This is a genomic window from Devosia sp. SL43 (assembly GCF_021729885.1).
In the GTDB taxonomy this organism is placed as follows: domain Bacteria; phylum Pseudomonadota; class Alphaproteobacteria; order Rhizobiales; family Devosiaceae; genus Devosia.
Genome location: NZ_CP063401.1, coordinates 2,290,716 through 2,314,631, shown reverse-complemented (window position 1 = coordinate 2,314,631; position 23,916 = coordinate 2,290,716). Strand labels below are relative to the sequence as shown.

General features: G+C 63.7%; 27 protein-coding genes. 10 read left to right on the top strand and 17 right to left on the bottom strand.

The window, feature by feature from the left end:
- Positions 1–9 precede the first annotated feature (9 nt).
- Both IM737_RS11335 and IM737_RS11330 read left to right on the top strand, forming a co-directional pair.
- The gene (locus IM737_RS11335; protein WP_236894002.1) at positions 10–669 is read left to right on the top strand and encodes a L,D-transpeptidase; all 660 of its coding nucleotides are present in this window, start codon (positions 10–12) and stop codon (positions 667–669) included.
- Positions 670–784: 115 nt separating this feature from the next.
- Positions 785–1,243, top strand: coding sequence for a hypothetical protein (locus IM737_RS11330; RefSeq protein WP_236893998.1), 459 nt, complete (start codon positions 785–787; stop codon positions 1,241–1,243).
- 21 nt (positions 1,244–1,264) lie between these two features.
- Here the strand turns inward: IM737_RS11330 and IM737_RS11325 are convergent, their stop codons facing one another.
- The 3 genes from IM737_RS11325 to gloB all read right to left on the bottom strand — a co-directional run bounded on the left by IM737_RS11325 (position 1,265) and on the right by gloB (position 2,977).
- Positions 1,265–1,516, bottom strand: coding sequence for a hypothetical protein (locus IM737_RS11325; RefSeq protein ID WP_236893996.1), 252 nt, complete (start codon positions 1,514–1,516; stop codon positions 1,265–1,267).
- A gap of 139 nt (positions 1,517–1,655) precedes the next feature.
- Positions 1,656–2,207 (bottom strand): GNAT family N-acetyltransferase, encoded by a 552-nt coding sequence (locus IM737_RS11320; RefSeq protein ID WP_236893994.1) that lies wholly within the window; start codon positions 2,205–2,207, stop codon positions 1,656–1,658.
- Positions 2,208–2,209: 2 nt separating this feature from the next.
- Entirely contained in the window at positions 2,210–2,977 is a 768-nt protein-coding gene (gloB, locus tag IM737_RS11315) for a hydroxyacylglutathione hydrolase (protein WP_236893992.1), read from the bottom strand.
- Positions 2,978–3,084: 107 nt separating this feature from the next.
- Here gloB and IM737_RS11310 point away from each other — a divergent pair, with 107 nt between their 5' ends.
- Positions 3,085–3,816, top strand: a complete 732-nt coding sequence (locus tag IM737_RS11310) for a class I SAM-dependent methyltransferase (RefSeq protein WP_236893991.1) — start codon at positions 3,085–3,087, stop codon at positions 3,814–3,816.
- A 383-nt stretch (positions 3,817–4,199) separates the two neighbouring features.
- Here IM737_RS11310 and IM737_RS11305 read toward each other — a convergent pair whose 3' ends face one another.
- Positions 4,200–4,982, bottom strand: a complete 783-nt coding sequence (locus IM737_RS11305; RefSeq protein ID WP_236893990.1) for a DUF3108 domain-containing protein — start codon at positions 4,980–4,982, stop codon at positions 4,200–4,202.
- A gap of 205 nt (positions 4,983–5,187) precedes the next feature.
- Between IM737_RS11305 and rpmB the strand changes: the two genes are divergently transcribed.
- Together rpmB and IM737_RS11295 are read left to right on the top strand one after the other, a co-directional pair.
- Positions 5,188–5,472: a 50S ribosomal protein L28 gene (gene rpmB, locus IM737_RS11300; protein WP_236893989.1), complete on the top strand. Its 285-nt coding sequence runs from the start codon at positions 5,188–5,190 to the stop codon at positions 5,470–5,472.
- A 126-nt stretch (positions 5,473–5,598) separates the two neighbouring features.
- Positions 5,599–6,285, top strand: a complete 687-nt coding sequence (locus tag IM737_RS11295; protein WP_236893988.1) for a queuosine precursor transporter — start codon at positions 5,599–5,601, stop codon at positions 6,283–6,285.
- Between the two features lie 40 nt (positions 6,286–6,325).
- Here IM737_RS11295 and fdxA read toward each other — a convergent pair whose 3' ends face one another.
- From fdxA to IM737_RS11275, 4 genes are all read right to left on the bottom strand, one after another.
- Positions 6,326–6,664, bottom strand: coding sequence for a ferredoxin FdxA (gene fdxA, locus IM737_RS11290; protein WP_236893987.1), 339 nt, complete (start codon positions 6,662–6,664; stop codon positions 6,326–6,328).
- Between the two features lie 116 nt (positions 6,665–6,780).
- Positions 6,781–7,353 carry a GNAT family N-acetyltransferase gene (locus IM737_RS11285; protein ID WP_236893986.1) on the bottom strand — a complete coding sequence of 191 codons (573 nt, stop codon included), beginning with the start codon at positions 7,351–7,353 and terminating at the stop codon, positions 6,781–6,783.
- A 144-nt stretch (positions 7,354–7,497) separates the two neighbouring features.
- Complete coding sequence (locus IM737_RS11280) at positions 7,498–7,905, bottom strand: RNA-binding S4 domain-containing protein (protein WP_236893985.1); 408 nt, start codon at positions 7,903–7,905, stop codon at positions 7,498–7,500.
- A gap of 3 nt (positions 7,906–7,908) precedes the next feature.
- Positions 7,909–10,950, bottom strand: coding sequence for a helicase-related protein (locus IM737_RS11275; protein WP_236893984.1), 3,042 nt, complete (start codon positions 10,948–10,950; stop codon positions 7,909–7,911).
- Positions 10,951–11,623: 673 nt separating this feature from the next.
- Here IM737_RS11275 and hisC point away from each other — a divergent pair.
- Positions 11,624–12,718, top strand: a complete 1,095-nt coding sequence (gene hisC, locus IM737_RS11270; RefSeq protein ID WP_236893983.1) for a histidinol-phosphate transaminase — start codon at positions 11,624–11,626, stop codon at positions 12,716–12,718.
- Complete coding sequence (locus tag IM737_RS11265) at positions 12,715–13,686, top strand: prephenate/arogenate dehydrogenase family protein (protein ID WP_236893982.1); 972 nt, start codon at positions 12,715–12,717, stop codon at positions 13,684–13,686. Before hisC ends, IM737_RS11265 begins: the two co-directional genes overlap by 4 nt.
- Here IM737_RS11265 and IM737_RS11260 read toward each other — a convergent pair.
- Positions 13,683–14,654 (bottom strand): DUF2125 domain-containing protein, encoded by a 972-nt coding sequence (locus IM737_RS11260; RefSeq protein ID WP_236893981.1) that lies wholly within the window; start codon positions 14,652–14,654, stop codon positions 13,683–13,685. The two genes, IM737_RS11265 and IM737_RS11260, sit on opposite strands and share 4 nt — an antisense overlap.
- Positions 14,655–14,810: 156 nt before the next feature.
- On the opposite strand from IM737_RS11260, the gene IM737_RS11255 reads away from it, so the two are divergent.
- Positions 14,811–15,371, top strand: coding sequence for a gamma-glutamylcyclotransferase (locus tag IM737_RS11255; protein WP_236893980.1), 561 nt, complete (start codon positions 14,811–14,813; stop codon positions 15,369–15,371).
- A gap of 1 nt (position 15,372) precedes the next feature.
- Here the strand turns inward: IM737_RS11255 and IM737_RS11250 are convergent, their stop codons facing one another.
- The 5 genes from IM737_RS11250 to ftsE all read right to left on the bottom strand — a co-directional run bounded on the left by IM737_RS11250 (position 15,373) and on the right by ftsE (position 18,842).
- Positions 15,373–15,729, bottom strand: coding sequence for a hypothetical protein (locus IM737_RS11250; RefSeq protein ID WP_236893979.1), 357 nt, complete (start codon positions 15,727–15,729; stop codon positions 15,373–15,375).
- A 129-nt stretch (positions 15,730–15,858) separates the two neighbouring features.
- Positions 15,859–16,668, bottom strand: coding sequence for a lysophospholipid acyltransferase family protein (locus IM737_RS11245; RefSeq protein ID WP_236893978.1), 810 nt, complete (start codon positions 16,666–16,668; stop codon positions 15,859–15,861).
- 77 nt (positions 16,669–16,745) lie between these two features.
- Positions 16,746–17,261: a YcxB family protein gene (locus IM737_RS11240; protein WP_236893977.1), complete on the bottom strand. Its 516-nt coding sequence runs from the start codon at positions 17,259–17,261 to the stop codon at positions 16,746–16,748.
- Entirely contained in the window at positions 17,258–18,187 is a 930-nt protein-coding gene (locus IM737_RS11235) for a cell division protein FtsX (protein WP_236893976.1), read from the bottom strand. The genes IM737_RS11240 and IM737_RS11235 overlap by 4 nt, the downstream gene beginning before the upstream one ends.
- Positions 18,180–18,842: a cell division ATP-binding protein FtsE gene (gene ftsE / locus IM737_RS11230; protein WP_236893975.1), complete on the bottom strand. Its 663-nt coding sequence runs from the start codon at positions 18,840–18,842 to the stop codon at positions 18,180–18,182. The genes IM737_RS11235 and ftsE overlap by 8 nt, the downstream gene beginning before the upstream one ends.
- A gap of 219 nt (positions 18,843–19,061) precedes the next feature.
- On the opposite strand from ftsE, the gene IM737_RS11225 reads away from it, so the two are divergent.
- On the top strand, positions 19,062–20,033 hold the full coding sequence (locus tag IM737_RS11225) for a zinc-ribbon domain-containing protein (protein WP_236893974.1): 972 nt from the start codon (positions 19,062–19,064) through the stop codon (positions 20,031–20,033).
- The gene (locus IM737_RS11220; RefSeq protein WP_236893973.1) at positions 20,033–20,443 is read left to right on the top strand and encodes a response regulator; all 411 of its coding nucleotides are present in this window, start codon (positions 20,033–20,035) and stop codon (positions 20,441–20,443) included. Before IM737_RS11225 ends, IM737_RS11220 begins: the two co-directional genes overlap by 1 nt.
- 139 nt (positions 20,444–20,582) lie before the next feature.
- Here the strand turns inward: IM737_RS11220 and IM737_RS11215 are convergent, their stop codons facing one another.
- The 3 genes from IM737_RS11215 to IM737_RS11205 form a co-directional block, all read right to left on the bottom strand.
- Positions 20,583–21,683 carry a winged helix DNA-binding domain-containing protein gene (locus IM737_RS11215; protein ID WP_236893972.1) on the bottom strand — a complete coding sequence of 367 codons (1,101 nt, stop codon included), beginning with the start codon at positions 21,681–21,683 and terminating at the stop codon, positions 20,583–20,585.
- Between the two features lie 63 nt (positions 21,684–21,746).
- Entirely contained in the window at positions 21,747–23,006 is a 1,260-nt protein-coding gene (gene lysA, locus IM737_RS11210) for a diaminopimelate decarboxylase (protein WP_236893971.1), read from the bottom strand.
- Positions 23,007–23,195: 189 nt separating this feature from the next.
- Positions 23,196–23,915 carry a gamma-glutamylcyclotransferase gene (locus tag IM737_RS11205; protein ID WP_236893970.1) on the bottom strand — a complete coding sequence of 240 codons (720 nt, stop codon included), beginning with the start codon at positions 23,913–23,915 and terminating at the stop codon, positions 23,196–23,198.
- Position 23,916: the final 1 nt, after the last annotated feature.

Here is a 23,916-nt window from a genome sequence, read left to right as displayed (position 1 = left end):
GGATGGGCCATGACCACGGACAATACGAACACAGGTATCGGTCGCCGGGCATTCCTTTTCGGTGCCGCAGCGCTCGGCACGCTGGCGCTGGCCGGCTGCACCACCATTGCCGGCCTCAGCCCCGCCGAGGCCGAGCGAGTCTATGGGCCGCTGCCGAACGAGCGCTTCCCGGTCCCGGCTGTGAACCTCGCCAAGGTCGCCCCCAAATATCTGCGCCAGACGGTACGTTACCCTTCCGACGAGGCGGTGGGCACTATCATCGTCGACCCGGCCCGCTACTTTGTGTACCGCATCGAGGGCGACGGTCTGGCGACCCGCTATGGCGCCAATGTCGGCCGCGCCGGTTTCCTTTGGAGCGGCGAAGCCTATATCGGCCGCAAGGCCGAATGGCCGGTCTGGACGCCGCCCAAGGAGATGATCGCGCGCCAGCCTGAGGCGGCGCCCTACGCCAATGGCATGCCGCCAGGCCTCAACAACCCGCTCGGCGCCCGCACGCTCTATCTCTATCAGAACGGCGCCTACACGCTCTTCACCATCTACAGCACGATCATGCCCGAAACCATTGGCAGGGGCGTGTCCAGCGGCTGCGTGGGGCTCCTGACCCAGGACATGGTCGACCTCTACGAGAAGACACCCGTTAATACCAAGGTGATCGTGCTCAAGGCATAGGGACCGGGCGGCTAATCCTGCTCAGCTTCTGTTCATCCTGCACCTGCCACACGCACTTTGCGGCAAGCCTGCAATCTGGCATGGTCCGCGCACGAGGGAACAAGGAGAGCTCAACTTGGTCGAACATGTCTATGTCCCACCAGCCGGTACACCGCGGCGCCCCACCGGGCCGTTCATTCCGCCACTGCTGATCGCGTCCTTCGTGATCTACAATCTGGTGGCGTTCATCTTCTTCGGCGGCAATCCGGCCGGCTGGAGCAATACTGCCTTTTCCGTGCCGATGGTCTCGGGCGTGCCATGGGCCGTTTCGGTCGGCGACCTGCTGGTTGTCGGTTCGCTGATCCTGTTGTTTTTCGAACTGCTCAAGTCCACCCGCATCGGCTCGGTGTCGATCCTCGAGCATATGCTCTCGATGGTGGTCTTCGTGCTGATCCTGATCGAATTCCTGCTGATCGGCGCCGCCTCCAGCTCGGTCTTCTTTATCCTGCTGGTCATGGCTCTGATCGACGTGGTCGCCGGCTTCACCATGTCCATCACCTCGGCCACGCGCGACATGAGCATGGCCGGCCACTAAGGCCGATTGCGATCGTCGCCGCTAGGCGACGATCGTCGTCCGATAGCCCATCGGCATCCGTTTGACCGCAACCCTGGCGCCGTCGGCATAAGCCCCGATGGCGCCTTCTGCCGTTCCGCGACGGCGCGCGCGCTGCGGCGCCAGATTGGCACGGGCGGCGAGCAAATGGCTGACGAAGGCGGCGCGGGTCTCTGTGCGATAAAGCGACGGCCGCGGGCGGGCGGCTTCGATCACCATAGGGAGCCCCGGCGTTTCCGTTTCAAAATCGGCCATTCTCGCCTCGCCTGTATCAGAGCGGGCCAGTGTGTCTCGAAATGAAACAGACGATCTGGCCCTATGCCCTATAAGGGGCAATCCGCGTGCCAGACGCTAACGATTTGTTAACGATTTCCGATCCCAAATGGGTGAATGGTTACTTCGGATCGAGTGCCAGGTGCATCACATGGCGCCGGGTGCCCTCCATGCCATGTGCGACAAAGCCGGCCCGCTTGAAGGCGGGGACGAAGCCCATATGCCGATAGCTGGGGGAATCGGGATCGACCGGATAGGCCTCCAGCACCGTCCCCTTGTGCTTCCGGGCGTGCTTGGCCGCAGCCTCGATCAGTTGGGCACTCAGCCCCTGCTTGCGATGATCCCCGGCGATCCACAGACACGTCAGCGACCAGACCTTGTCGATGTCCTTGAGGCCGCCCAGCCCCTTCTGGAATGTCTCCTTGGGCGCCACCGAGACCCAGGCGACCGGTGTGCCCCGGTCATAGGCCAGCAGGCCCACCGGCACGCCGTCATTGATCCGGTCCAGCATCTGCTGCTTGCGCGCCGGGCTCTTGGCATCCTTGAGCTCGGCTGAGGTGGCGCGCCAGGCCATGCACCAGCACCAGTTCGGGCCGCCACGGGCGCCGAACAAAGCTTCGAAATCGCCGATCGTCTTGGCCGTGACCGGCTTGAACGTCAGCTTGGTTGGCATGGTTAGAAGTTGTCCTTGCCCTTGCGGATGGCGGCGAAGACATCGGCAGCGTCGGCGCCTTCGAGGCCGTAATGTTTGGCCAGCACAGGATCGTCGGCGCGCAGGAAGGGATTGGCCGCCTTGTCCTCACCGAGCAGGAACGGAATGGTCGCCTTGCCGGCTGCCCGCAATTCCGTCACCTCGGCCGCCCGCTTCTTCAGGGCCTTGTTATCCGGATCGATCGACAGCGCGAACTTGGCATTGCTGGCGGTATATTCGTGGCCGCAATAGACCAGCGTGTCATCAGGCAGCGCGCGCAGGAGCTTGACGCCCTCCCACATCGGCCCCGGCGTGCCTTCGAACATGCGGCCGACGCCCAGCGAGAACAGCGCATCGGCGCTGAACAAGTGCTTGCCCGCCTTGTCGTGAAACACGATGTGGCCCAGCGTGTGGCCCGGCGTGTCGTAGACGTCGAACACGGTATCGCCCAGCGTCACCGTCTCGCCGCCGGCTACCAGCACATCGAGCCCGGCAATCTTGTCGGCTTCGGCGCGGGGGCCGACGACGCGGGTGCCGAACTCTGCCTTGAGTTCGGCAATGGCTTCCACATGGTCGATATGGTGGTGGGTGATGAAGATGTCGGTGAGGTTCCAGCCGCGATGGATCAGCGCCGTCTTGATGGCGGCTGCCTCGGGCGCGTCGATGGCCGCTGTTCGGCCCGTGCCGGTGTCATGCACCAGATAACCGAAATTGTCGCTCCGGGCCCCGAAGACGTCGACGATCACAGCCATGGCACAACTCCTGATAGATATCCGAACAGCTTGAAAGCTAGGGAGGGCGACCTGACATGACAACCAGCCATTAGACAAGTCTTCGGGAAAGCGGCAGAGTTGCGCACATGACCGCCGACGTCACCCGCTTGATCGCCTACTACAAGTCGCCCCTTGGCCGGATTTCCCGCACGCTGGTGCGCGAGCAGGTGATGGGGCTGGCCGACGACGTCAAAGGCAAGCGCGTGCTGGGGCTGGGTTTTGCAACGCCCTATTTGCGCTTCACGCTGGATCAGGCCGAGCGCGTACTGGCCTTCATGCCGGCGCGGCAGGGCGCCTCGGCCTGGCCGCGCGAGGGTCCGTCGCACACCGTGCTATGTGACCCGCTCGAAATGCCGCTGACCGACGCTGCCATCGATCTTACCATCGCCATCCATGCCATCGAGCACGTCGCCGATGCCGAGGAGCTGATGCGCGAACTCTGGCGCATTACCGCCCCCAATGGCCACCTGATCCTGGTCGTGCCGCGCCGGCGCGGAATCTGGGCGCAGCGCGACAATACGCCGTTCGGGCAGGGTAATCCGTATTCGGGTGGGCAGCTCGACAAGCTGCTGCGCGACCACAGCTTCGTGCCGGAAGCCTGGCGCGACGGGCTGTTCCTGCCGCCGTTCCAGTCTTCACTGGTGCTCAAGTCGACGCGCTTCTTCGAGCGGGTCGGGCGGTTGTTTGGGCCCGCCATGAGCGGGGTCATCTGCGTGCGCGCCCGCAAGGAAGCCTTCCCGGCCATTCCCCGACGCAAGCGCGAGGAGCGATTCGTGCGCGTGCCGGGGATGAACACGGCCACGGCGCGGCAGGGCTGAACTGTCCCGCGACGGGACGGATTGCCGCCGCCAATGCAGCCGACGGTTACCTTTGGTCCAAAGCCGGAACGAACAGGGGGCGAATCGAGCGTGACGCGCAAATGCGGGTTCGTTCACGGCGATATGTGGTGTGGCGGCGGCATGAGGACACAAGAATGGCCGCGTCCCCGCTCGGGTGACGCGTTTCAGCCGAAATCGTCTTCAGCTGTGTCACCGAAGCGTTAATTTTGCCGAAAATGGACAGAATCTCAATGACTTGAGAAGGCGCTGACGCGAGCCAGTGCCGAGCGTGTTAAGGTCTTGGTGGCGGGAATGCGGGCCTGTGGCCGCGCAAAATTGGCAATAAACCCGTTGACCGTCCCAGAGCGGGACGGGTGGATCGCCTAATACTTCATCCCGGTCAGGACCATGGACAGGTCGCCCATATTGGTGCCGATCAGCACGCGATAGGGGATGAAATAGCCCGTCTCGCCCAGCGGGGCGTACCAGATGACGATGCGATCGCTGTCGGCGAGGTAATTGGTGATCTCGGACGTGGTGAAATGGCCCGAGACCGGGTCGTAATCCACCGAGCAGAGGATCACCGGCCCCTGGTAGCCGGTTCGGGCGGAGGTCGCGACGTCCTCGCCGGCATAGCTCATGGCAATGTTGAAACGCTCGACGCCGGTAAAGATGCCGGTACGACGCTGACAGATGCTCTTGTCGAGGGCGCCGCCCTTGATGACGAAGGCCGAGAGAAAATCGCCGACGCCGGTCAGGTGGGCCCGCTCCAGCGGCACGCGATCGTAGTTGTCGAGGATGGGTGGCTCGACTTTGAACGATTCCACGTTGCGGCCGGAAAAGGACACGTCGACCGTGAAGGTCTCGCCATTGGCGCGGGTCTTGAGCTCGAAATCCTGTGCCACCAGCGTCGAGCCGGATGACGATCCGGCGGCGCTGGCGCTGGCGGTACCACTGGCGACGACCGCGCCAAAGCCGGCGACATTGGCCTTGAGATCGAGGCTATAGCGCGAGCCATCGTCATTGAGATCGACATCCATGGCGGCGATGTTGATGCCACCCAGGGTCACGATATAGCTGGCCGTGGCATCGACTTCGGCGGCCGCAACGGGCAGGACGGCGGTCAAAGCCAGGGCGGCGAGGGTGGCGAGGCGAAATCGGGTCAAGGTGGCGTCTCTGCTGCGAATCAGCTCATTGGACGAAAGTGCCGTGGTGATAGGGCGCGCGCAAGGCACTCGCGGGCGTTTGAGACCCCGCTTGGGTTGACGCGCGGGTGCATTTTCTCTAAAGAGCCCGCAGATTTCATGACAATCGAGGCCCGTCGCGGACTTCTCCGCCACGCAGGACCTTTACACAAATAGGATATCTAAAATGGCCCGTCGCTGCGAACTCACCGGCAAAGGCGTTATGGTTGGCAACAACGTTTCGCACGCCCTCAACCGCACCCGTCGCCGGTTCCTGCCGAACCTGCTGAACGTCACGCTGATCTCTGACGCGCTCAACCGCCCGGTCAAGCTGCGCATTTCGGCTTACGCCCTGCGCTCGGTCGAGCATCGCGGTGGCCTCGATGCCTTCCTGCTCAAGCAGAGCGACGACACCCTGTCGCCGCTGGCCCAGGGCATCAAGAAGGAAGTGCGCGCCGCTCTCGCTGCCTAAGCGACCGGTTCGACTTCAGGATTTCACCGCGTGGGGTAATCTCCGCGCGGTTTTTCTTTTGTGCCAATCACGGCGCAATCCGCTCCGGTCTTTTGCCGGGTGGCGGTTACATTGAGGTGCATTCTGATGCTAGCTCGTTTCCTGGCGGCTGTTGCCGCCATGGTCGTGGTTGTGGCCGCGTCCAATATCCTGGTGCTTTATCCGCTGCAGGTGCAGCTCGGTTCGGTCAATCTGGCCGATCTCCTCACCTGGGGCGCGTTCACCTTCCCCTTTGCCTTCCTCGTCACCGACCTCACCAACCGTTATGACGGGGCGCGCAAGGCGCGGCTGGTCGTGCTGGTGGGTTTCCTGGTCGGCCTGGGGCTCTCGGTCTATCTCAGCTACAATCCGCTGCCCTGGAACCTCGGTGGCGATCCGGCGACGACGCAGCGCATCGCGCTGGCCTCGGCCACGGCCTTCCTCGTCGGCCAACTGCTCGATATCGCCGTGTTCTCGCGCCTGCGCGCCAGCAAGGCCTGGTTCCTGCCGCCGCTGGCCGGGTCGCTGTTCGGCTCGCTGATCGATACGACGATCTTCTTCACCGTCGCTTTTGCCCCCGCTTTGGCCGGCATCGATGCGCTGTTCGGCATGGGCGACAATTCGCTGGGCTTCCCGGCGCCATGGCTGGGTGTCGGGCCAGAAGTGCCGCTCTGGGTCTCGCTGGCCTCGGGCGACTTCCTTGTGAAGTTCCTCGCCGCCCTGCTGCTGCTGGCGCCCTACCGCGCCCTGATGGGCAAGCTCAAGCCCCTGCCGCCGCTTGGGGCGCTGGCTTAGTCGCTTTCACCTCTCCCCCAAGGGAGGGGTGAAGAAAGCCTCAGTCGCCTTCGCCGGGGGCTTCGGAGAAGTACTTCTCCAGCTTGCCGGTTTCGCCGTCCTTTTCCTTGGCCTCGGGCATTGGGTCGCGGCGTTCGGTGAGGTTGGGCCAGATCGAGGCAAAGCGGGTGTTGATCTCGAGCCACTGGTCGAGCCCGCTTTCGGTGTCGGGCTTGATCGCCTCGGCCGGGCATTCGGGCTCGCAGACGCCACAGTCGATGCACTCGTCGGGGTGAATCACCAGCATGTTCTCGCCTTCGTAGAAGCAGTCCACCGGACAGACTTCGACGCAGTCGGTGTATTTGCAGGCAATGCAATTGTCGGTGACGATATAGGTCATCTAGGGGCGGGTCCCGAACGGAAAGCCAGATGCGGGAGGGGGCCGCAGGCCGGCAGGTCTCAACGGGTCGGTGCTAAACTTTTTTTGGCCTTGCTGCAAGGCTGACAAAGGGTCGCTCATGCCAAGGCGAGGGGGTATGGGGAGCATCGATTACCCCATCGACCTCTGGCCAGGTTGAGGTCTTCGGGCAGTGTGGGCCGGTGGCGATAGACCACGTCTTCGGGATCCTGCTTGGCTGCTGTGTCATCGCGTGTCGCGCCCAGGCGGGTGGCGACCGCCATAGAGGCGACATTGGCCGGGTCGAAGTAGCTGACCAGCGTCGGCAATTTGCGGATCTCGAAGGCCCAGCGATGCAAAGCGGCGGCGGCCTCGGTGGCGTAGCCGCGGCCCTCGTGGCCGTCATAGAGCAGCCAACCCAGTTCCTGCTCGGGGAAAGGCGGCCCGTGGTTGATGCCGACCTGGCCGATGCATTGGCCGGTTTCGCGCAGGTCGATCATCAGCGCGCCATGGCCGAAGAGGTGCCAGCAGGCGATGTCATGCCCGAACATGCCCCAGGCAGCCCAGCCGGCGAAGGGTCCACCCATATAGGCAGAGCGCGGCGAGGCCAGGAATGCGGCATAGGCTGGGTAATCGGCATAGACCGGCGGGCGGAGGATGAGGCGGGTGGTGGTGAGGGTGGGGATGCTCATGGTGTTATCCCTTATGCCGTTCAAACCACCGGCCGTCACCCTCGGGCTTGACCCGAGGGCTCTATACTTGCTCAACGTCCGGTAAGTGCAGTGCCCTCGGGTCAAGCCCGAGGGTGACGATCGCGTGTTTGGCGACCTGGTGCCTCAATCATCATCCCCACTCCGCAATCGATCCGTCTCCCGCCGTTCCTTCTTCGTCGGCCGCCCCGCGCCGTCGTCGCGCTGCGCAATGGCCGCCTCATAGGGCGACATCTCCGACTTGGGCAGCGGTGCAGGTGACAAATCCTCGTACAGCCCCTGTGCCTCGGTCGCCGGCCCACGTCGCGTGCCGCAATCGATGATACGCCAGATGACGATGCGGTTCTGCAGCGCCATGGTCAGCACATCGCCCGCCCCGACCTTGTGGTCGGAGCGGATGGTGCGTTCGGAATTGACCCTGATGGCGCCGGTCTCGATGACCCTTTGTGCCAGCGTGCGCGATTTGAGGGCGCGCGAAAAGAACAGGAACTTGTCGAGCCGCTCTTTGCGGACGGGTTCGACGGTTCCTGGCAACCTCTACTGGCCCTTGGGCGCCTTGAGCGCCATCAGCTTGGCGAAGGGGCTATCCGGATCGAATGCCTTCTCCTTGCGCTCCTCGCGCGGCTGCTGGAACTTGGGCTTGTCGTCGCGCGGCCGTTCAAACTTGGCGCGCTCGCCCTTCTGGTCGTCGGGGCGGCGGTTGTCGTTACGCGGCCGGCCCTCAGGCTTGGGCTGCAGATGGCGGGCCTTGGTCAGATCCTGCACTTCGCCTTCGGGGCGGCGCGGGGCGGTCGGGCGGTGATTGCGCTCGGGGCGCGGGGCGCGGGCCTGCTGGCCCTCGCCTTCGGGACGGCGACGATTGTTGTCGTGGCGCTTGTTGTCCGTGCGCTTGCCTGATGGCGACCAGATTTCGTCGAATTCCGGCTCAGCCGGAGCGGCGGGCGCGGATTCGGCCGTCTCGGGCGCAGCCTCGACAATGGTCGTGGCTGGTATCTCGGTCGCCAGCACCTCGGCTTCGGGCGCAATGGTTGCCTCGACCGGCGCTTCGTCCACGGCATCAGTCGATATTGGGTTCTCGCTCAGCATCTCTTCGAGCGCCGGCGCTTCGGCCGATGCCTCCGCCGCTACGGCAGGCGCCGCGACCTTGGGGATGCGCTTGACGCGATAGCCCAGCGAATTGAGAATCGAGGCGAAGTCTTCGCCCGAACAGCCCAGTAGCGAGGTCATTTCCACCGTGACGCGGAAGCCATTGCCCTCGGCGGCGCCAGCGGGCAACTCGCCCTGGTGGCGCGTCGGATCGAGAGCGATCAGCGGACGGATGATGTCGGCCAGGCGCTCGAGGATATCGACGCGCACGGCCCGCTTGCCGGCCACCTTGAAGCCGGCGATCTCGTAAAGCCGCGTATCGACTTCGGGATCGACCACGAAGCTGGTGCGACCACTCAGCACGATATGCGGAATGTCGGTGACGCCAGCCTGGCGGATGCCGCCATGCTTGAGCGCGAACAGGATCAGCGCCAGCTCACGCGGGGCGGGCTTGAGCGAGAGCGGCAGGTAGATGTGGTAGGCGCCGAACTTGATGCCCAGCTTGCGCATCTTGCCGCGCACGTCCTGGTCGAGATTCTTGACCTCGTCGGAGACCTGATTGCGGGGGATGAGCCCCAGATGCTCGAACAGCTGGTAGCTGATGCCGCGGGCGGCGCCTTCGATATCGGCAGGAGCCTCAAGCGCCATGACGCTTTCGAGCACGGTATTGATGTGGTGGCGCAGCCAGAGGTTGAGCCGGTCCTGCACGCGCTCCAGGTCTGTGCCGGTCAGGGTCTCGTCAGCCAGAATCAGGATGCGCGGACGGTAGAGGCTGTCACCCTCGATCACCTCGGCGACGATATCGCCCTTCCAGCGCAGGCGCCCGTCGGTCGCCAGCACGATCTCCTCGTTGGGCGCGCCGGCCAGCCGGTCAGCCCGGTTGTGGATTTCGGGCGAGACGACGTGGTCGGCCGCCGCACGGATGCCTTTGACGTCGGCGTCGGCGTCGTTGCGGGCGATGGTGAAGCGGAAGCCTTCAAGCGTGCCGATGAGATGGCCTTCCAGCCGCACTTCGCCACGCTCATTGATCTCGGGAGATGCCATACGTTTGTCTTTCAGGTGACGAAGCAGCACGCTGGTGCGCCGGTCGACGAACCGCTGGGTTAGGCGCTCGTGCAGCGCATCGCTCAGCCGATCTTCAATATCCCGGGTCTTTTCGCGCCAATGAGCGGGGTCTGCAAGCCAGTTTTTGCGGTTGGCGACAAAGGTCCAGGTGCGAACCTGCTTGATCCGGTTGCTCAGTGTATCGATATCGCCGCTCGTATTGTCGCAAAAGCGCACCTGCTCGGCAATCCAATCGGCGTCGACCTTGCCGCGCTTGACTAAGTCCGAGTAAATTCGGGTGACGATTTCGCCGTGGTTTGCCGGCGAAATCCCTTGGTAATCCGGGATTTGGCAGCATTCCCACAGCAGGCGCGCCCCATCGAGGCCGCGCGCCAACTGCCCGGCCTCGTTGCGCGACACGAACTCCAGGGCATGCTGGTCCTTGGCCATGGGCACGCGGGTCAGGCTGCGATGCTCGGGTACCGCATCGAGGCTATGCTGCAAGGCGGCGATCGAGCTGAAATCAAGCTGATTGTTGCGCCATTGCAGCAGTTTGATCGGATCGAAGTCGTGTGTTTCGAGCTGGACGACCAGTTCTTCGTCGAATCCCTCGGTGCCGCCGGTCACGCCAAAGGTGCCATTGCGCGAGTGGCGGCCGGCGCGGCCGGCGATCTGGCCGATCTCTGCCGGGGTCAGATCACGGCTCATGCGACCGTCGAACTTGCTGTCATCGGCGAAGGCGACGTGATGAATATCGAGGTTGAGCCCCATGCCGATGGCGTCGGTGGCCACGAGGAAATCGACATCGCCATTCTGGTAGAGCTCGACCTGGGCATTGCGGGTGCGGGGGCTCAGCGCACCCATCACCACGGCGGCGCCGCCGCGCTCGCGGCGGATCAGTTCGGCGATGGCATAGACCTGCTTGGCCGAGAAGGCGACGATTGCCGAGCGCGTCGGCTGGCGCGAGATTTTCTTTGATCCCGAATAGGTCAGCTGGCTGAAGCGCGGGCGATCGATGATATCGGCATGCGGCAATAGCCGCTTGATAACAGGCGCCATGGTGGCAGCCCCGAGCAACAGCGTCTCATGCATCCCTCGCGCATGCAGGATGCGGTCGGTGAAGACGTGGCCACGGTCGAAGTCGATGGCCGTCTGGACTTCATCGATGGCGACGCAGTCGACGCGGATATCGACAGGCATGGCTTCGACCGTGCAGACCCAGTAGCGCGGCTTGGCCGGAACGATGCGTTCTTCGCCCGTCACCAGGGCGACCGCCTGCTCGCCGACGCGTTCGACGCAGCGCTGATACACCTCGCGCGCCAGCAGCCGCAGCGGCAGGCCGATCATCCCGGTGGGATGGGCCAGCATGCGCTCGATGGCAAAATAGGTCTTGCCGGTATTGGTCGGGCCAAGAATCGCCTTGACCGATTGGGCGGGCGGAAAGGTCATCGACGCCAATGTAGGAGGTGATGGCTGATGTTGCGAGGGCCAGGATAGCTTGTCCCAAGAAAGGACAGCAAATGCGACGCTTTTGTCACCGTGGTTAACGCTGAGAACGAGACCGGAACGAAACGGAACCGAATCGGCGAGAATCAACAAATGCGGGTTCGTTCACGGCTAGGGCTGGTGGCGATTCTATCGGGCAAGCCACTAGGCGAGAAATGTGCGCCTGCGTTTGGCCCTGACCCGATATTGGGCCCTTCAACTCCGCTAACAGACAGTAAATTTCGGTCGAATCCGCGGCTTCGTAACCACAACGTAAACGAACTCTGGTCGAAGATTTTCAACATGTTGCCGATTGGACGTCCGGCCAGACTGGGTCTTGCCGCGACAAATTGAGAATAAACCTGGTTGACCGTCCCAATGCGAGACAGCCGAGGTTCCGGGGACTGTGCCACCCCCCTCATCCGGCGCTGCGCGTCCCCTTCTCCCGCAAGGGGAGAAGGGGACCCGACTGAGATATCTTGGGCGTCGCCTTCTCCCCTCGCGGGTGCCCGAAGGGCGGATGAGGGGGTGTGCCGGGATGTCCCGCGTGCCAAAGAACTTCTGCGCATAGAACCGCTTTGCCATCTGGCGTCCGTTTGACTATGGTCCGCGCGGTTTTTCCGCCCAGATTGGCATCATGTCCGACGATATCCGTCCCGTTCCGCAGCCCGGCATTCTCGATATTGCGCCCTACCTGCCCGGCAAGTCCGGCGCGCCAGGCAGCAATGCGGTGAAGCTGTCGGCCAATGAAAGCCCACTAGGCGCCAGCCCCAAGGCCATCGAAGCCTTCCGTTCGGCCGCCGAGCATCTCGAAATCTACCCCGAAGGCTCCTCGCGCATCCTGCGCACGGCGCTGGCCGAGGTGCATGGCATCGATCCCGAGCTGATCGTCTGCGGCAACGGCTCGGACGATCTGCTGCATCTGCTGGCCCAGACCTATCTCGGCGACGGCGACGAGGCGGTGATGAACCGCTACGGTTTTTCGGTCTATCCGATCATCACCAAGGCGGCAGGCGCCAGGATCGTCATGGTCGAGGAGACCGACTACACCGCCGATGTCGACCTGCTGTTGGCGGCGGTCACCGACAAGACCAAGGTCATCTGGCTGGCCAATCCGAACAATCCCACCGGCACCTATCTCAGCGATGCCGAAGTCCGCCGCCTGCATGCCGGTCTGCGACCCGATATCCTGCTCGTCATCGACAGCGCCTATGCCGAATATGTCACCGCTGCCGACTACTCGGTCGGCCTCGACCTTGTCGGCGAGGCGAGCAATGTCGTCATGGTGCGCACCTTCTCCAAGATGGGGCTGGCGGCGGCGCGCATCGGCTGGATGGTCGGGCCTGATCATGTGGTCGACGCCATCAACCGCATTCGCGGGCCGTTCAACGTCAACCTGCCGGCGCAGCTGGCCGGTGCGGCGGCCACGCGCGATGTCGCGTTCACCGCACGGCTCAAGGTCTACAATGCCGAATGGCGCGACTGGATCACCCAGGAGCTCGATTCCAACCACATGCATGTGGTGCCCAGCCAGGCCAATTTCGTCATGGTGCTGTTCCCCGATGCGGAACATGCGGCCCTGGCCTTCAATACGCTGATGGAGCGCGGGCTGATCGTGCGCGAAATCGGGGCATCCTATGGCATCCCGCATGGGCTGCGCATTTCCATCGGTTCCGAGCAGGCGATGCGCGGCGTCGTCGGCATTCTCAAGGCATTGGTTCAGATCGCATGAGCGTCCATTTCCGCAAACTCGCCCTTATCGGCATCGGTCTTATCGGTTCGTCCATCGCGCTGGCAGCGCGGCGGCAGGGATTGGTCGAGGTCATCTCCATCGCCACCCGCAAGCAGGAAACGCTGGACGAAGCGCGCGAGCTTGGCTTGGGCGATGTCTATACGCTCGACGCGGCTGAGGCGGTGCGTGGCGCCGATCTCGTCATCATCTGTACGCCCGTGGGCGCCTATGAAGCGGTGATCCAGGCCATCGCTCCAGCGCTGGAGCCGGGCGCCATCCTGTCCGATGTGGGCTCGGTCAAGGGTCATGTGGTCAAGGTTCTGGCCGATCATGTTCCCGCTGGCGTCAGCCTTATCCCCGGCCATCCGATCGCCGGTACCGAGCATTCCGGCCCCTCCGCCGGCTTCCCGGAGCTGTTCGCCGGTCGCTGGTGCGTGCTGACGCCCGGCGCCGAAGTCGATGCGGCCAAGACCGAGAAGCTGGCCGGGTTCTGGCGCGCCATGGGCAGCCAGGTCGAGGTGATGGATGCCGGGCACCACGACATGGTGCTGGCCATCACCAGCCATATCCCGCACCTGGTTGCCTATAATATCGTGGGTACGGTGGCCGATCTCGAAGCGGCGACGCAGTCCGAGGTCATCAAGTTCTCGGCCTCCGGCTTCCGCGACTTTACCCGAATTGCCGCATCCGACCCGGTCATGTGGCGTGACGTGTTCCTGACCAATCGCGATGCCGTGCTCGAAATGCTCGGCCGCTTCTCGGAAGACCTGAGCGTGTTGCAGCGCGCCGTGCGCACCGGCGATGGTCCGGCGCTCGAGGCGATGTTCACCCGCACCCGCGCCATCCGCCGCTCGATCATCTCGGCTGGCCAGGAAACGGCCGCAGCCGACTTTGGCCGCCCGCACGAAACGCCGCCGGTACCCGACGTGCCCGTGGTGCGCGAGCATGGCGGCGGGGACGACGCCTAGTAGAGCGGCGGCAGCGTCGCGATCGGCACCAGGCCTGAATAGATCCCCCCCGCGCGGAAGTTGAGCTGGTTGGAATAGGCGCCATCGGCCCCAGGCGTGCCCAGCACCAGCGTGCGCCATGGTTCCGCCAATAGCGGGCCGATGCGCTCGGCCACGCCTGATGAGGCGATGGTGATCTGCCCATCGATCTGGCCCTGCGGATCGAGCTTGAGCGCGCCACTGGCGTCGAGCGTCGAGGCGGCGTCGGTGCCCCTGATGGCCACGATATTGAGCGTGCCGCCATTGGCTGCCATTGCCGGCAGCAGGTTCGGATCGCCCCAGTTCCTGACATCGTCGGGCAGGCCGGTCAGTTCGAGTTGGATTTCGGCATTGGTATCGCTGAGCGTTATGGCCGGATAGACGATGTCTTCGGCCCGCACATAGCCCGACAGCGCCGCCAGATGCCTGTCGGCATCGTGCTGCTCGGGAATGTCGAATAGATGCACCTCGGCCAGCGGCGCTTCGGCGATGATGACTTCGCCCATCAGCGCATCGGACCAGACCACATCCTTGCCGGAGACCGATGCGCGAGCGATGCGCCAGTTGTCGAGCCGGATGCTGGCATCGAGCGCCGACCAATCGACCGCGTTGCGACTGCCCGTGAACGTATCGGTCAGTTGCACGGGGCCGGTGGCCGAAGCCAGCAGATGCGTCGGCGCATAGACACGGATGCTGGCGCGGATATCGGGCACGTCGATGGCAATATCGCCGGTGGCGATCTGCGCCGTTGTGCACTCGACATCGAAACGGAAGGGGAAGCCGCCGATATCGAGCGTGCCACAGGTGATGCGCGGCGCGCTGACGCCATCGGCCAGTGCCAGGGCATCGATGTTCTGCTTGACCACACCGGATAGCGCCAGCCAGGCCGCGCTCCACAGCACGATGACCACAACCACGACACTGCCGAGAATGATGATTCGCTTCTTCATGGCGGCTTTCTTAGCGGTGGCTACGGCAATACGCCATCATCGGTCCTATTCCCCGGCGGTAAATCCGGGTCGTTCTACGATTGCAGGGCAGGTATCACCGGCCCGGCAATTGCCATGATCGGCAGGCTTACCTAGGTTGATGTTCAGGTTATGGCGATGCTCGAACGAAATACAGACAGCACGACTCATTGGGTCTTCGGTTACGGATCGCTGATCTGGAATCCGGGCTTTGCGCATGTCTCGGCGCAGCAGGGCCTGCTCAAGGGTGCGCATCGCAGCCTTTCCATCGTTTCCCATTATCATCGCGGTACGCTCGAACGACCCGGGTTGGTGTTCGGGCTGACGCGCGGCGGCGCCTGCCGCGGCATGGTGTTCGAGGTTGCTGACAGCGATTGGCAAACGGTCCGAGCGTATCTCCACGAGCGGGAACAGGTCACGGCGGTCTATCGCGACGTCATGCGACCGGTGCATCTCAGCGATGGTCGCAAGGTCAACGCGCTGGCCTTTCTGGTTGACGAGCGCCACGAGCAGTTTGCCGGCAATCTCAGCCTCGACCAGCAACTGGCCATGGTGCGGGCCGGTGTCGGGCTCTCGGGTCGCAATGTGGACTATGTGCTCAATACCGCGCAGCATCTGCGCGAACTGGGCATTCGCGACCGGCAGTTGATGGCGTTGGCCGATATGCTGATGCGCGAGGATGCGGTGGCGGCGGCCTAGGCTACGCCGCCGACCTTTCCGCCAAAGGGAGGGGTGTACGAGGCTCCGCGCCTTCCAGATCCCAGATCGTGCTCATGCGCTCGGCGGCCAGGCCCGGCGTCACTAGGCGCAACACGCGGTCGGCGCAATCGAGCGCGAGGCGAAAACGCGAGCGACTGACGGGATCGGTGACCAGTTCGCCGGTCGAGCCAACCCAGAGCACGTGGTTGCCCTTGGCGATGACATAGAGTTCGGCATCGCCCATGGCGAAATGCTCGAGATTTTCGCTGACCAGATCATAGGCGCGACCGGAACGGCCCTGCCAATGGCTCTGGCGGCTGAAGGTGTAGTTGACGATCCTGTTCTCGCTAGCAGCCATTTACGCTATCCCCACAGCGTTCGATCGAACAAGAACAAAAATAGAACAAAATACACAGCATGTCAAGCTGTCCATTGCTCGACATCTACATCTATGGGGTTGTTCGTACTGGCCGTCAATATGTGGTGGTCAGGCCTGGGCTGACCGGGCCTGCCTGGCAGCATCGAGCTTGCGACGGAGATCGGAATCGACAGGTCGAACAAGCCCTTGATCCTCGGCCTTGAGAATCAGGGCATCCGATTCGGATTCGATGGCTTTTTTGAGTCGGTCGAGAAACACGTCCGGCGCCAGCCCTGGCGGGATCGGCTCGAGGAACCTGGCTTCGGCCGTGCCCGGCCAGATGACGAGGCTGTTGCGGCCCCAGAACAGGCCCGAATTGAGCCCGACGGGCACCACCGGCACGTTGAGTTCCATATAGAGGCGGACAATGCCTTGGCGGTAATCGGGCGGCGCCAACGGCGCCTTGCGGGTGCCCTCGGGGAAGATGACGATACGGCAGCCGCGCTCGATGGCGGCATGGGCCTGCCTCATCATCGAAGGGATGGCCTCGGCGCCCTTCTTGCGATCGACCTCGATACAGTCGAGGGAACGCGCGGCCCAGCCGAAGAAGGGGATCTGCATCAGCTCCTTCTTGACGATATAGGCCGGTCGACCGGAATACGGAAAGATCGAGAACACGTCCCAGTCGCTCTGGTGCTTGGCGGCGATGATGCAGCCGCCCGCTGGGATATTCTCTTCGCCGCTGACCTTGGTCTTGACCCCGGTGATGAAGCGCAGGAATGCCAGGTTGGAACGGCACCAGTATTTGGCCAGGGCCCAGGTAAACGGTGTGCGTCCGCTGATCAGCGCGATGATGCCGATGGTGATGGCGACCAGCGCGGTCTGGCCGATGAACAGCAGATAGAACAGCGCCGTACGAACTGCCTGGATAGCCGCCATGTGTGTCTCCGGCGGCACCTCACCGCATTTCGAGCGTCATAGCGGGCAAATACGAACTTGGCGAGGCAGTTCCGTTGTCAGACGCCTGAGCGGCCCACGCTTTCGATCAAGCTTCGGACGTCGGCCTGTTGCTCGGTGGTCAGCACACGCTTGGGAATGAGGCGATACAGCCGATCAGACTCGAACAGCAGAAACAGATTGCCGTTCTCGGCCCGACGGTTGAAGTGGCTCCAGGGGATTTCGAATGTTCCATATTCGGAAACCGTTCGCAGGCCGGCCTCGGACCAGGACAAGGTCAGGTCGCCCTGCAGGGATCTCTGCCGTGCAAAATTGCGGCGCGCTGTTATCGGCGTCATCAACGGCGTCAGGCCAAGCATGACGATGAAGGGAAGGCATGCGAGGCCGAGCGTCAGCGCGATGTTTGACAATCCATCGGCAAAAGCGATCAGGAAGGCCACGAAGGCCAACCAAAGCAGGCCGAAAATCATCCAGACGCGCGGGCGCGAATAGCTCACCCTGGTAAATAGAAGGGCCGCACCAGCCATATCCTCGGCCGTCAGCCGGAAGGTGCCAGTGCTGCGCACAAGGCTCACGACGTCTGGCTCAGATAGCGCCGCACGGTCAGGCGCGAGGTGATGGCGGTCAGCGCGGCAATGACTGGCACCACGGCGGCAACGCCGATCAGCCCGTCAATGCCGAGGGCGAATCGTCCGAACAGCACGCCGACCTGGGCGCCGGCCTCGCTCGACAGCATGTTGCCGGCGGCCGTGCCGATCAGCACGAAGAACAGCAAGGCCGCGACGGACCCCAGCAGACCGCCCTGCAAACCGATCGACAGAAACCGCCCCTGGAACTCGCCGGCAATGAACTTGTTTGAGGCGCCGATATAATGCAGCACATCGACGATTTCGCGGTTGGTCGCCATGGCGCCGCGCGTGGCGAAGATGATGGCCAGCACGGTGGCGGCGCCGATCAGCACCAGCACCAGCAGGCCCGAGAGCACAATAGTGCCGGCCATGGTGTTGAGCTGCTGCCGCCAGGCGGCGTGCGTATCGAGGCTGGCGCCCTTGATGGCGGCGAGATTCCGCCCCAGGGCCTCGATATCGGCATCGGCCGGGTCGGACAGTTGCACCACCACCAGCCGCGGTATCTCGATGGCGGTGAGGTCGAGGCCGGCCCCGAGCCAGGGCTCGAGCAGCTTCTGGCTTTCCTCGATGGTCAGGGCGCGCGCCGAGGCGACGCCTGGCGTCGATTCGGCCAGCGAGACCGCGGTGCGGATATTGCTGTCCATCACTTCGCCCTCGACGGGGCGGATCTGGATGGTCACCTCGCGGCCGACATCAGCCGACCAGGCAATGGCCGATTTCTGCACCAGCACCACCCCACCCAGCGTCACCGCCGAGAGAAAGCTCATGATGGTAATCATCAGCAGCAGGGTGCGACCGGCCACGCTCTTTTCGGGGACGATCGGGGCAGCGCCCTTGCGGCGCGGCAGGAAGGCAAGCACGCGCTCAATCATGGATGGTCAACTCGCCCTTTTGCAGCAGCATGCGCGGATAGTTAAACTGGTCGAGCAGCGGCAGTTCATGGGTCGCGAGGATTATGGTCATGCCCAGCGTGCGGTTAAGCTCGGCGAACAGATGCACCAACCGGCTCGACAGTTCCGGGTCAACATTGCCGGTCGGCTCGTCCGCCAGCAACACCTTGGGCCGGGCAATGACGGCGCGGGCAATGGCGGCGCGCTGCTTCTCGCCGCCCGACAGCAGCGACGGAGGCGCATTCATGCGTTCGCCCAGGCCCACCCATTCGAGCAGTTCAGTGACATTGGGACGATATTCGCTCTCGGGCTGGCCAAGCACGCGTAGCGGCAAGGCGACATTCTCGAAGGTCGTCAGATGGTCGAGCAGCCGGAATTCCTGGAACACGATGCCGATATGGCGGCGCATCTGCAGCAGGCGATCCTGGCTCAGGTTGCTGACATCCTCGCCGAACATGGTGACGCGGCCGCGCGAGGGTTTGAGCGATAGCAGCAGCAGGCGGAGCAGGCTGGTCTTGCCGGCGCCGGAGGGCCCGGTGAGGAAGTGGAACGACCCCGGCTCGACCGAAAAGGTCAGGTCCCGCAGGATTTCCGGACCGTTGCCGTAGCGCAATCCCACATCGGAAAACTCGATCAAACCGGCTGGCTCCCCAATGGAGGTTTTGTCGCCCGGCGAATCAGGCGTTCGCGCATCATAACAGCGCCTGTCGTCCGATGCGGCACGGTGCTGTGCTTGGCGGCCATAAGCGGCACAAATGTGGTGGATTGCGCCTGATGGCCGACGGGTTTGAGGAGTCTTAACACCCTCAGGCTAGGGTCGGAGCCGTCGTATTGCGTTCGCTCACCGTCTGGCCCGATGATCATTACCTGTCCACATTGCCAGACCAAGTACCAGGTGACCTACGACGCCATTGGTTCGGCTGGCCGCAAGGTCCAGTGCGCTCATTGCCAGGAAGCCTGGCAACAGGGGGCACTGACCCCCGAAGAAGAACCGCCGCCGACGCCTCAAGCCAAGCAGGCCTTTCAAGCTATCGAGGAAGACGGGCTTGACGAAGCCCTGGCTGCCGAGGAGAAGGCCGTCGCGGCCGAGGTTTCCAAGCGGCTCGCCAAGGAAAAGGCCAAGGAAGCCGTCAAGGAAGAGGATGCGCGGCGTCAGACTGAGGCCGGCAAGGTCGATCCGGCCGTCATCCGCAACCGACAAAGGGCGTTCAAGCGCCGGCACAATGCCATCCTCGCCGAACAGCCCCTGGCGCGCCTGCGCCGCACCGCGCGCATTGCCGGGGCTTTGGCGCTGGCTGCCGTGCTGGCCATTGCCTATTTCGGCCGCGTGCAGGTGGTGCAGCGCTATCCCGCCATGGCCGGCGTCTATGAAGCGGTTGGCCTGGGCGTCAATGTCATCGGCCTCGACTTTTCCAATGTCACCACACTGCGCACGCTGCGCGACGGCAAGGAAGTGCTGATCGTCTCGGCCCAGATCATCGGGATGATGCCCGAGCCGGCGCCGGTGCCAGCGGTGGTCGTGACGTTGATCGACAGCAAGGGGCACGGCGTCTACGAGTGGAGCGTCACCCCTTCGGTCCGCGACTTGATGGCGGGCGAGCGCGCGACCTTCGATACGCAGCTGACCCTGCCGCCGGGCGACGCGGCCAGCGTGCGTCTGAGCTTTGCCGGTGGCAGCAGCATCCGCGAGAGCACGGCGCAACCTGCCACTGAGGACCATGGCGCGGTCGAGCAAGCGCCAGCCGCCGAAGAAGAACACCCTGTCGCAGCGGAAGCCGAACATGGCGCTGCTGCCCCAACCGAACACGCTACACCGGAGCATCATTGATGGCCCGCATTCTTGTCGCCGAAGACGATCCCTCCGTGCGTGCCTTCGTGGTGAGCGCTCTGACCATCAAGGGCCACGAGGTGGTCGCCGAGGAGGATGGCGGGCTTGCTGCCGAGACGGTCGATGCCGAGAACGGTCGCTTCGACCTGCTGCTGTCAGACATCAAGATGCCGATCATGGACGGCATCGCGCTGGCTCTGCATGTCGCGGCCAAATATCCCAGCATGATCATCGTGCTGATGACCGGCTTCGCCGACCAGCGCGAACGCGCCCATGGCCTGGACGCGCTGATCTACGACGTCATCGTCAAGCCGTTCACCCTGGCCGATCTCATCACCAAGATCGACGATGCATTGGCGGGCAAGCCGGTGGAAGTGGTGTCGCTCGGCCGCCGGGCGCGCGAGGAATAGTTGGTGCCACGCCCTCGTGGTTCGAGGCGCTGAAGAAGCGCATCTCACCATGAGTGCTGTTGATACACCGAGTTCACAGTAGCCCTCATGGTGAGGTGGGAGCTCTTGCGACCCTCGAACCACGAGGGCGTGACACCAGCTAGGCCACCGCCTCCCATGCAACACTCACCGTCCCCTTGCCATCGGCCAGGAACGCGCCATGCGCATGGGCCTCAGCCTCGACATCCGCCGTCTCGGACTTGGTCAGTGTGCGGAATGGCAGAATGGTGATCGCGATGTCGCCCTTGTTGCGTTTCAGCGTCCAATTCCCCGCGATAAGGCCGTCGACCGTGTAGGCGGCGACATAGCCGTTGACCAGCACCATGCGGTCGCGCGCCAGCTCGGGCTGGATGCGATAGCGGTCGGCAAAGCCCAGCCAGACATTGTCGTATTCGGGCATGAAGCGGACGGGCGCGGGCGTATCCGGATCAGGCCGCGGGCCATCGGGCAGGTCATAGAGCACCCGCCCATCCTCGCCCTCGAAGGTCACCAGCTGATCTGCGATCGCTTCGAAGGCCGGCGCCAGCTTGGTCAGGCCGCTCCAGGTCTGCATGTCCATCACGCTGGCCGGGCCATAGGCGGCGAGATAGCGCAAGACCAGGTTAGGGAGCTCGATGGCCGGTCCGACCGGGGTGCCAGCCCAGGTCTCGATGCGGCTCAGCAGCGGCGGCCCGCCATGGCCCCAGATCCGGGTCGGTGGAATCTGGATCAGCGTCTCGCTGCAATGCAGCACCTGCGCCAAAGCCAGTGGCTCGGCAGCGGGCCAGGTTTCGGCGAGGCGCTTGCCGAGCTCGCCGCTGGTCAGCGGCGACTGGTCGAGCAGTTCAACGCCGTGCCGATGCACCTCGGCCCGGTCGGCCCCGCCGATTTTCTTGCCGAAGGTGGTCTGCCATGTGCGATCCAGCACCGGCTGCATGACCGGCCGGATCGCGCGCATATCGGCCGCGGTATGCAGGTGCAGCGTGGTGCGCATCGAGGTGGCCCGCAGCAGTGACTTGTCCACAATCAGCGTGGTGAGATCTTCATGTCGGAAGCCGCGCAGCCGGTTCCATAAGGCCTGATACGGCCCGCCGCTGGTTTGCGCCTGCAGGCCCAGCAGGAAGGCGATGGCATCGGGAATGGCGATATCGGCGCGCTCCAGCATCCATTGCCGGGCCAGCGTCGCGCGGTTGAGCTGGCGATTGGTCAACATCTGCGGCATGGCGATCTCCTTGCGTCAGGAGAATATGCTTCGATCACCATGACAAGGGGTGTCAGGACGCGATCAAACCCAGTCCGGCACGCTGTCGAGCGCGATCAGATCCTCGAGCGACTTGCGCGGGCGGATCACGTGAAACCGGTCGCCATCCACCAGTACTTCGGGGATTAGCGCCCGAGAATTGTAGGTCGAGGCCATCACCGCGCCATAGGCACCGGCGCTCATCACGGCGAGCAGGTCGCCCTCCTTGACGCCAGGCATGGTGCGGGCCTTGGCCAGGTAATCGCCGGTCTCGCAGACAGGGCCGACGATATCGGCCGTGATCGGCGCCAGGTTGGAATGGTTGACCGGCACCACGTCGTGATGGGCTTCGTATAGCGTGGGGCGGATCAGATCATTCATCGCCGCGTCGACGATGACGAAATTGGTGCTGCCCTCCTTCACATATTCGACCTTGGTGACGAGGATGCCGGCATTGCCCACCAGCAGGCGCCCCGGCTCGATCACCAGCGTGCAGCCGAGCTGCCCGATCTTGTCGCGCACCACGGCGGCATAGGCTTCCGGCGCCGGCGGCGCCTCCTGGTCGTGGTGATAGGGAATGCCCAAGCCGCCGCCGACATCGACGTGGTGGATATCATGGCCATCGGCACGCAGGGCCATCACCAGTTCGGCCAATAGGCCAAAGGCGGTGCTGAAGGGTTCGAGATCGGTCAGCTGGCTGCCGATATGCATGTCGACGCCGACAGCCTCGACATTGGGCAAATCGGCGATGCGGCGGTAGACCTCGCGGGCTCTGACATAGGGAATGCCGAACTTGTTCTCGGCCTTGCCGGTGGAAATCTTGGCATGGGTACGGGCATCGACATCGGGGTTGATGCGCACCGAAACTCGGGCCGTCACGCCCATATCCGAGGCGACCATGGATAGCCGCTCAAGCTCGGGCTCGCTCTCAACATTGAAGCACTTGATGCCGGCCGCAAGCCCGCGACGCATCTCGGCAATGGTCTTGGCGACGCCGGAAAAGACGATCATGTCGGGCTTGATGCCGGCGGCCAGCGCCCGCTCCAGTTCGCCCAGCGACACCACGTCGGCGCCGGCGCCTTCCGATGCCATCAGCTTGAGCACAGCCTGGTTGGAATTGGCCTTCATCGCATAGGCGAGCAGCGTCGGAATGCCCTCGAAAGCCTGCTTCACCACCCGCACATGCCGGCGCAATGTCGCGCTCGAATAGACATAGAAGGGCGTGCCCACCTTGGCGGCGAGGTCGTTGAGATTGACGTCCTCGGCGTAAAGGGTTTCGTCGCGGTGGTGGAAATGATGGACCACAGTCTTATCCTGGTGTTGGCCTATCCTCGATGTCATCCCGGCGAAGGCCGGGATCCAGGTCCGCATCGCCACACATCGAGGATGCGGCTGGTTCAGCGCATGGATTCCGGCCTGCGCCGGAATGACACCGTGGGTGTGGAAATATTGGGTAATGCCCTAATGCAGCGCGCCGGAAAACAAAAGCAAGACTTATCGATTGGCCTCATAAGCGGCCTCGATCTCGGCGGCTACCAGCGATTGCAGCCGCCAGAGATGGGGATCGTGGATACCCATGTCTTCTAGGTGACGCACGGTGGCGTAGAGATACTCGGCCATCGAGCCGCGCGAGCCGACGGCCTTGGCCAGCACTTCGGCAACGCGTTCTACCGTCAGGCCCGAGACATAGCGCCCCGAATGGCGATCGATGCAGAAGGTGATGGCGCGGATGGTACGGTCGCCGGATTTGACATTGACCCAGCGCGGCGGAAACGACGACGGCAGCCAGCCCATTTCGCGTTGCAAGAGCTTGGTCATGTTGTCGTCGATCTGGCCGGGTGGCAGCCGGTACAGCACGCCGTTACAAGCGCCACCGCGATCGAGTGCCAGCATCAGTCCGGGATTTTCGTCCGAGCCGCGCCAGCGATTGTTCCAGCCCAGGCAAAAGGCGCGATGCCAGCCGCGGACCAGCCCAGTGCGCATTTCTACGAAGTCGCAGGCTGGCTTCCAGATCAACGAGCCGTAGGCAAAGATCCAGACCTCGTCTTCGCCGCGCTCGGGCCCCAGCAGCTCATCCAGGATCCTGGCGTAATCGTCCTGGGTCGCCTCGCGCATGCCCTCGGGCGGAGGCGGCAGCACGTCGGAGGTATCGACCGGTTGCAAATAGCCGACATGACGCTCGGTGAGACGCATCTGTCGAAGTCTGCCGGCCATC

Coding starts and splice junctions, on each gene's coding strand:
- IM737_RS11335 (WP_236894002.1), top strand. CDS start 10: ATGACCACGGACAATACGAACACAGGTATCGGTCGCCGGGCATTCCTT.
- IM737_RS11325 (WP_236893996.1), bottom strand. CDS start 1,516: ATGGCCGATTTTGAAACGGAAACGCCGGGGCTCCCTATGGTGATCGAA.
- IM737_RS11320 (WP_236893994.1), bottom strand. CDS start 2,207: ATGCCAACCAAGCTGACGTTCAAGCCGGTCACGGCCAAGACGATCGGC.
- gloB (WP_236893992.1), bottom strand. CDS start 2,977: ATGGCTGTGATCGTCGACGTCTTCGGGGCCCGGAGCGACAATTTCGGT.
- IM737_RS11310 (WP_236893991.1), top strand. CDS start 3,085: ATGACCGCCGACGTCACCCGCTTGATCGCCTACTACAAGTCGCCCCTT.
- rpmB (WP_236893989.1), top strand. CDS start 5,188: ATGGCCCGTCGCTGCGAACTCACCGGCAAAGGCGTTATGGTTGGCAAC.
- IM737_RS11295 (WP_236893988.1), top strand. CDS start 5,599: ATGCTAGCTCGTTTCCTGGCGGCTGTTGCCGCCATGGTCGTGGTTGTG.
- fdxA (WP_236893987.1), bottom strand. CDS start 6,664: ATGACCTATATCGTCACCGACAATTGCATTGCCTGCAAATACACCGAC.
- IM737_RS11285 (WP_236893986.1), bottom strand. CDS start 7,353: ATGAGCATCCCCACCCTCACCACCACCCGCCTCATCCTCCGCCCGCCG.
- IM737_RS11275 (WP_236893984.1), bottom strand. CDS start 10,950: ATGACCTTTCCGCCCGCCCAATCGGTCAAGGCGATTCTTGGCCCGACC.
- hisC (WP_236893983.1), top strand. CDS start 11,624: ATGTCCGACGATATCCGTCCCGTTCCGCAGCCCGGCATTCTCGATATT.
- IM737_RS11265 (WP_236893982.1), top strand. CDS start 12,715: ATGAGCGTCCATTTCCGCAAACTCGCCCTTATCGGCATCGGTCTTATC.
- IM737_RS11260 (WP_236893981.1), bottom strand. CDS start 14,654: ATGAAGAAGCGAATCATCATTCTCGGCAGTGTCGTGGTTGTGGTCATC.
- IM737_RS11255 (WP_236893980.1), top strand. CDS start 14,811: ATGCTCGAACGAAATACAGACAGCACGACTCATTGGGTCTTCGGTTAC.
- IM737_RS11250 (WP_236893979.1), bottom strand. CDS start 15,729: ATGGCTGCTAGCGAGAACAGGATCGTCAACTACACCTTCAGCCGCCAG.
- IM737_RS11245 (WP_236893978.1), bottom strand. CDS start 16,668: ATGGCGGCTATCCAGGCAGTTCGTACGGCGCTGTTCTATCTGCTGTTC.
- IM737_RS11235 (WP_236893976.1), bottom strand. CDS start 18,187: ATGATTGAGCGCGTGCTTGCCTTCCTGCCGCGCCGCAAGGGCGCTGCC.
- IM737_RS11225 (WP_236893974.1), top strand. CDS start 19,062: ATGATCATTACCTGTCCACATTGCCAGACCAAGTACCAGGTGACCTAC.
- IM737_RS11220 (WP_236893973.1), top strand. CDS start 20,033: ATGGCCCGCATTCTTGTCGCCGAAGACGATCCCTCCGTGCGTGCCTTC.
- IM737_RS11215 (WP_236893972.1), bottom strand. CDS start 21,683: ATGCCGCAGATGTTGACCAATCGCCAGCTCAACCGCGCGACGCTGGCC.
- IM737_RS11205 (WP_236893970.1), bottom strand. CDS start 23,915: ATGGCCGGCAGACTTCGACAGATGCGTCTCACCGAGCGTCATGTCGGC.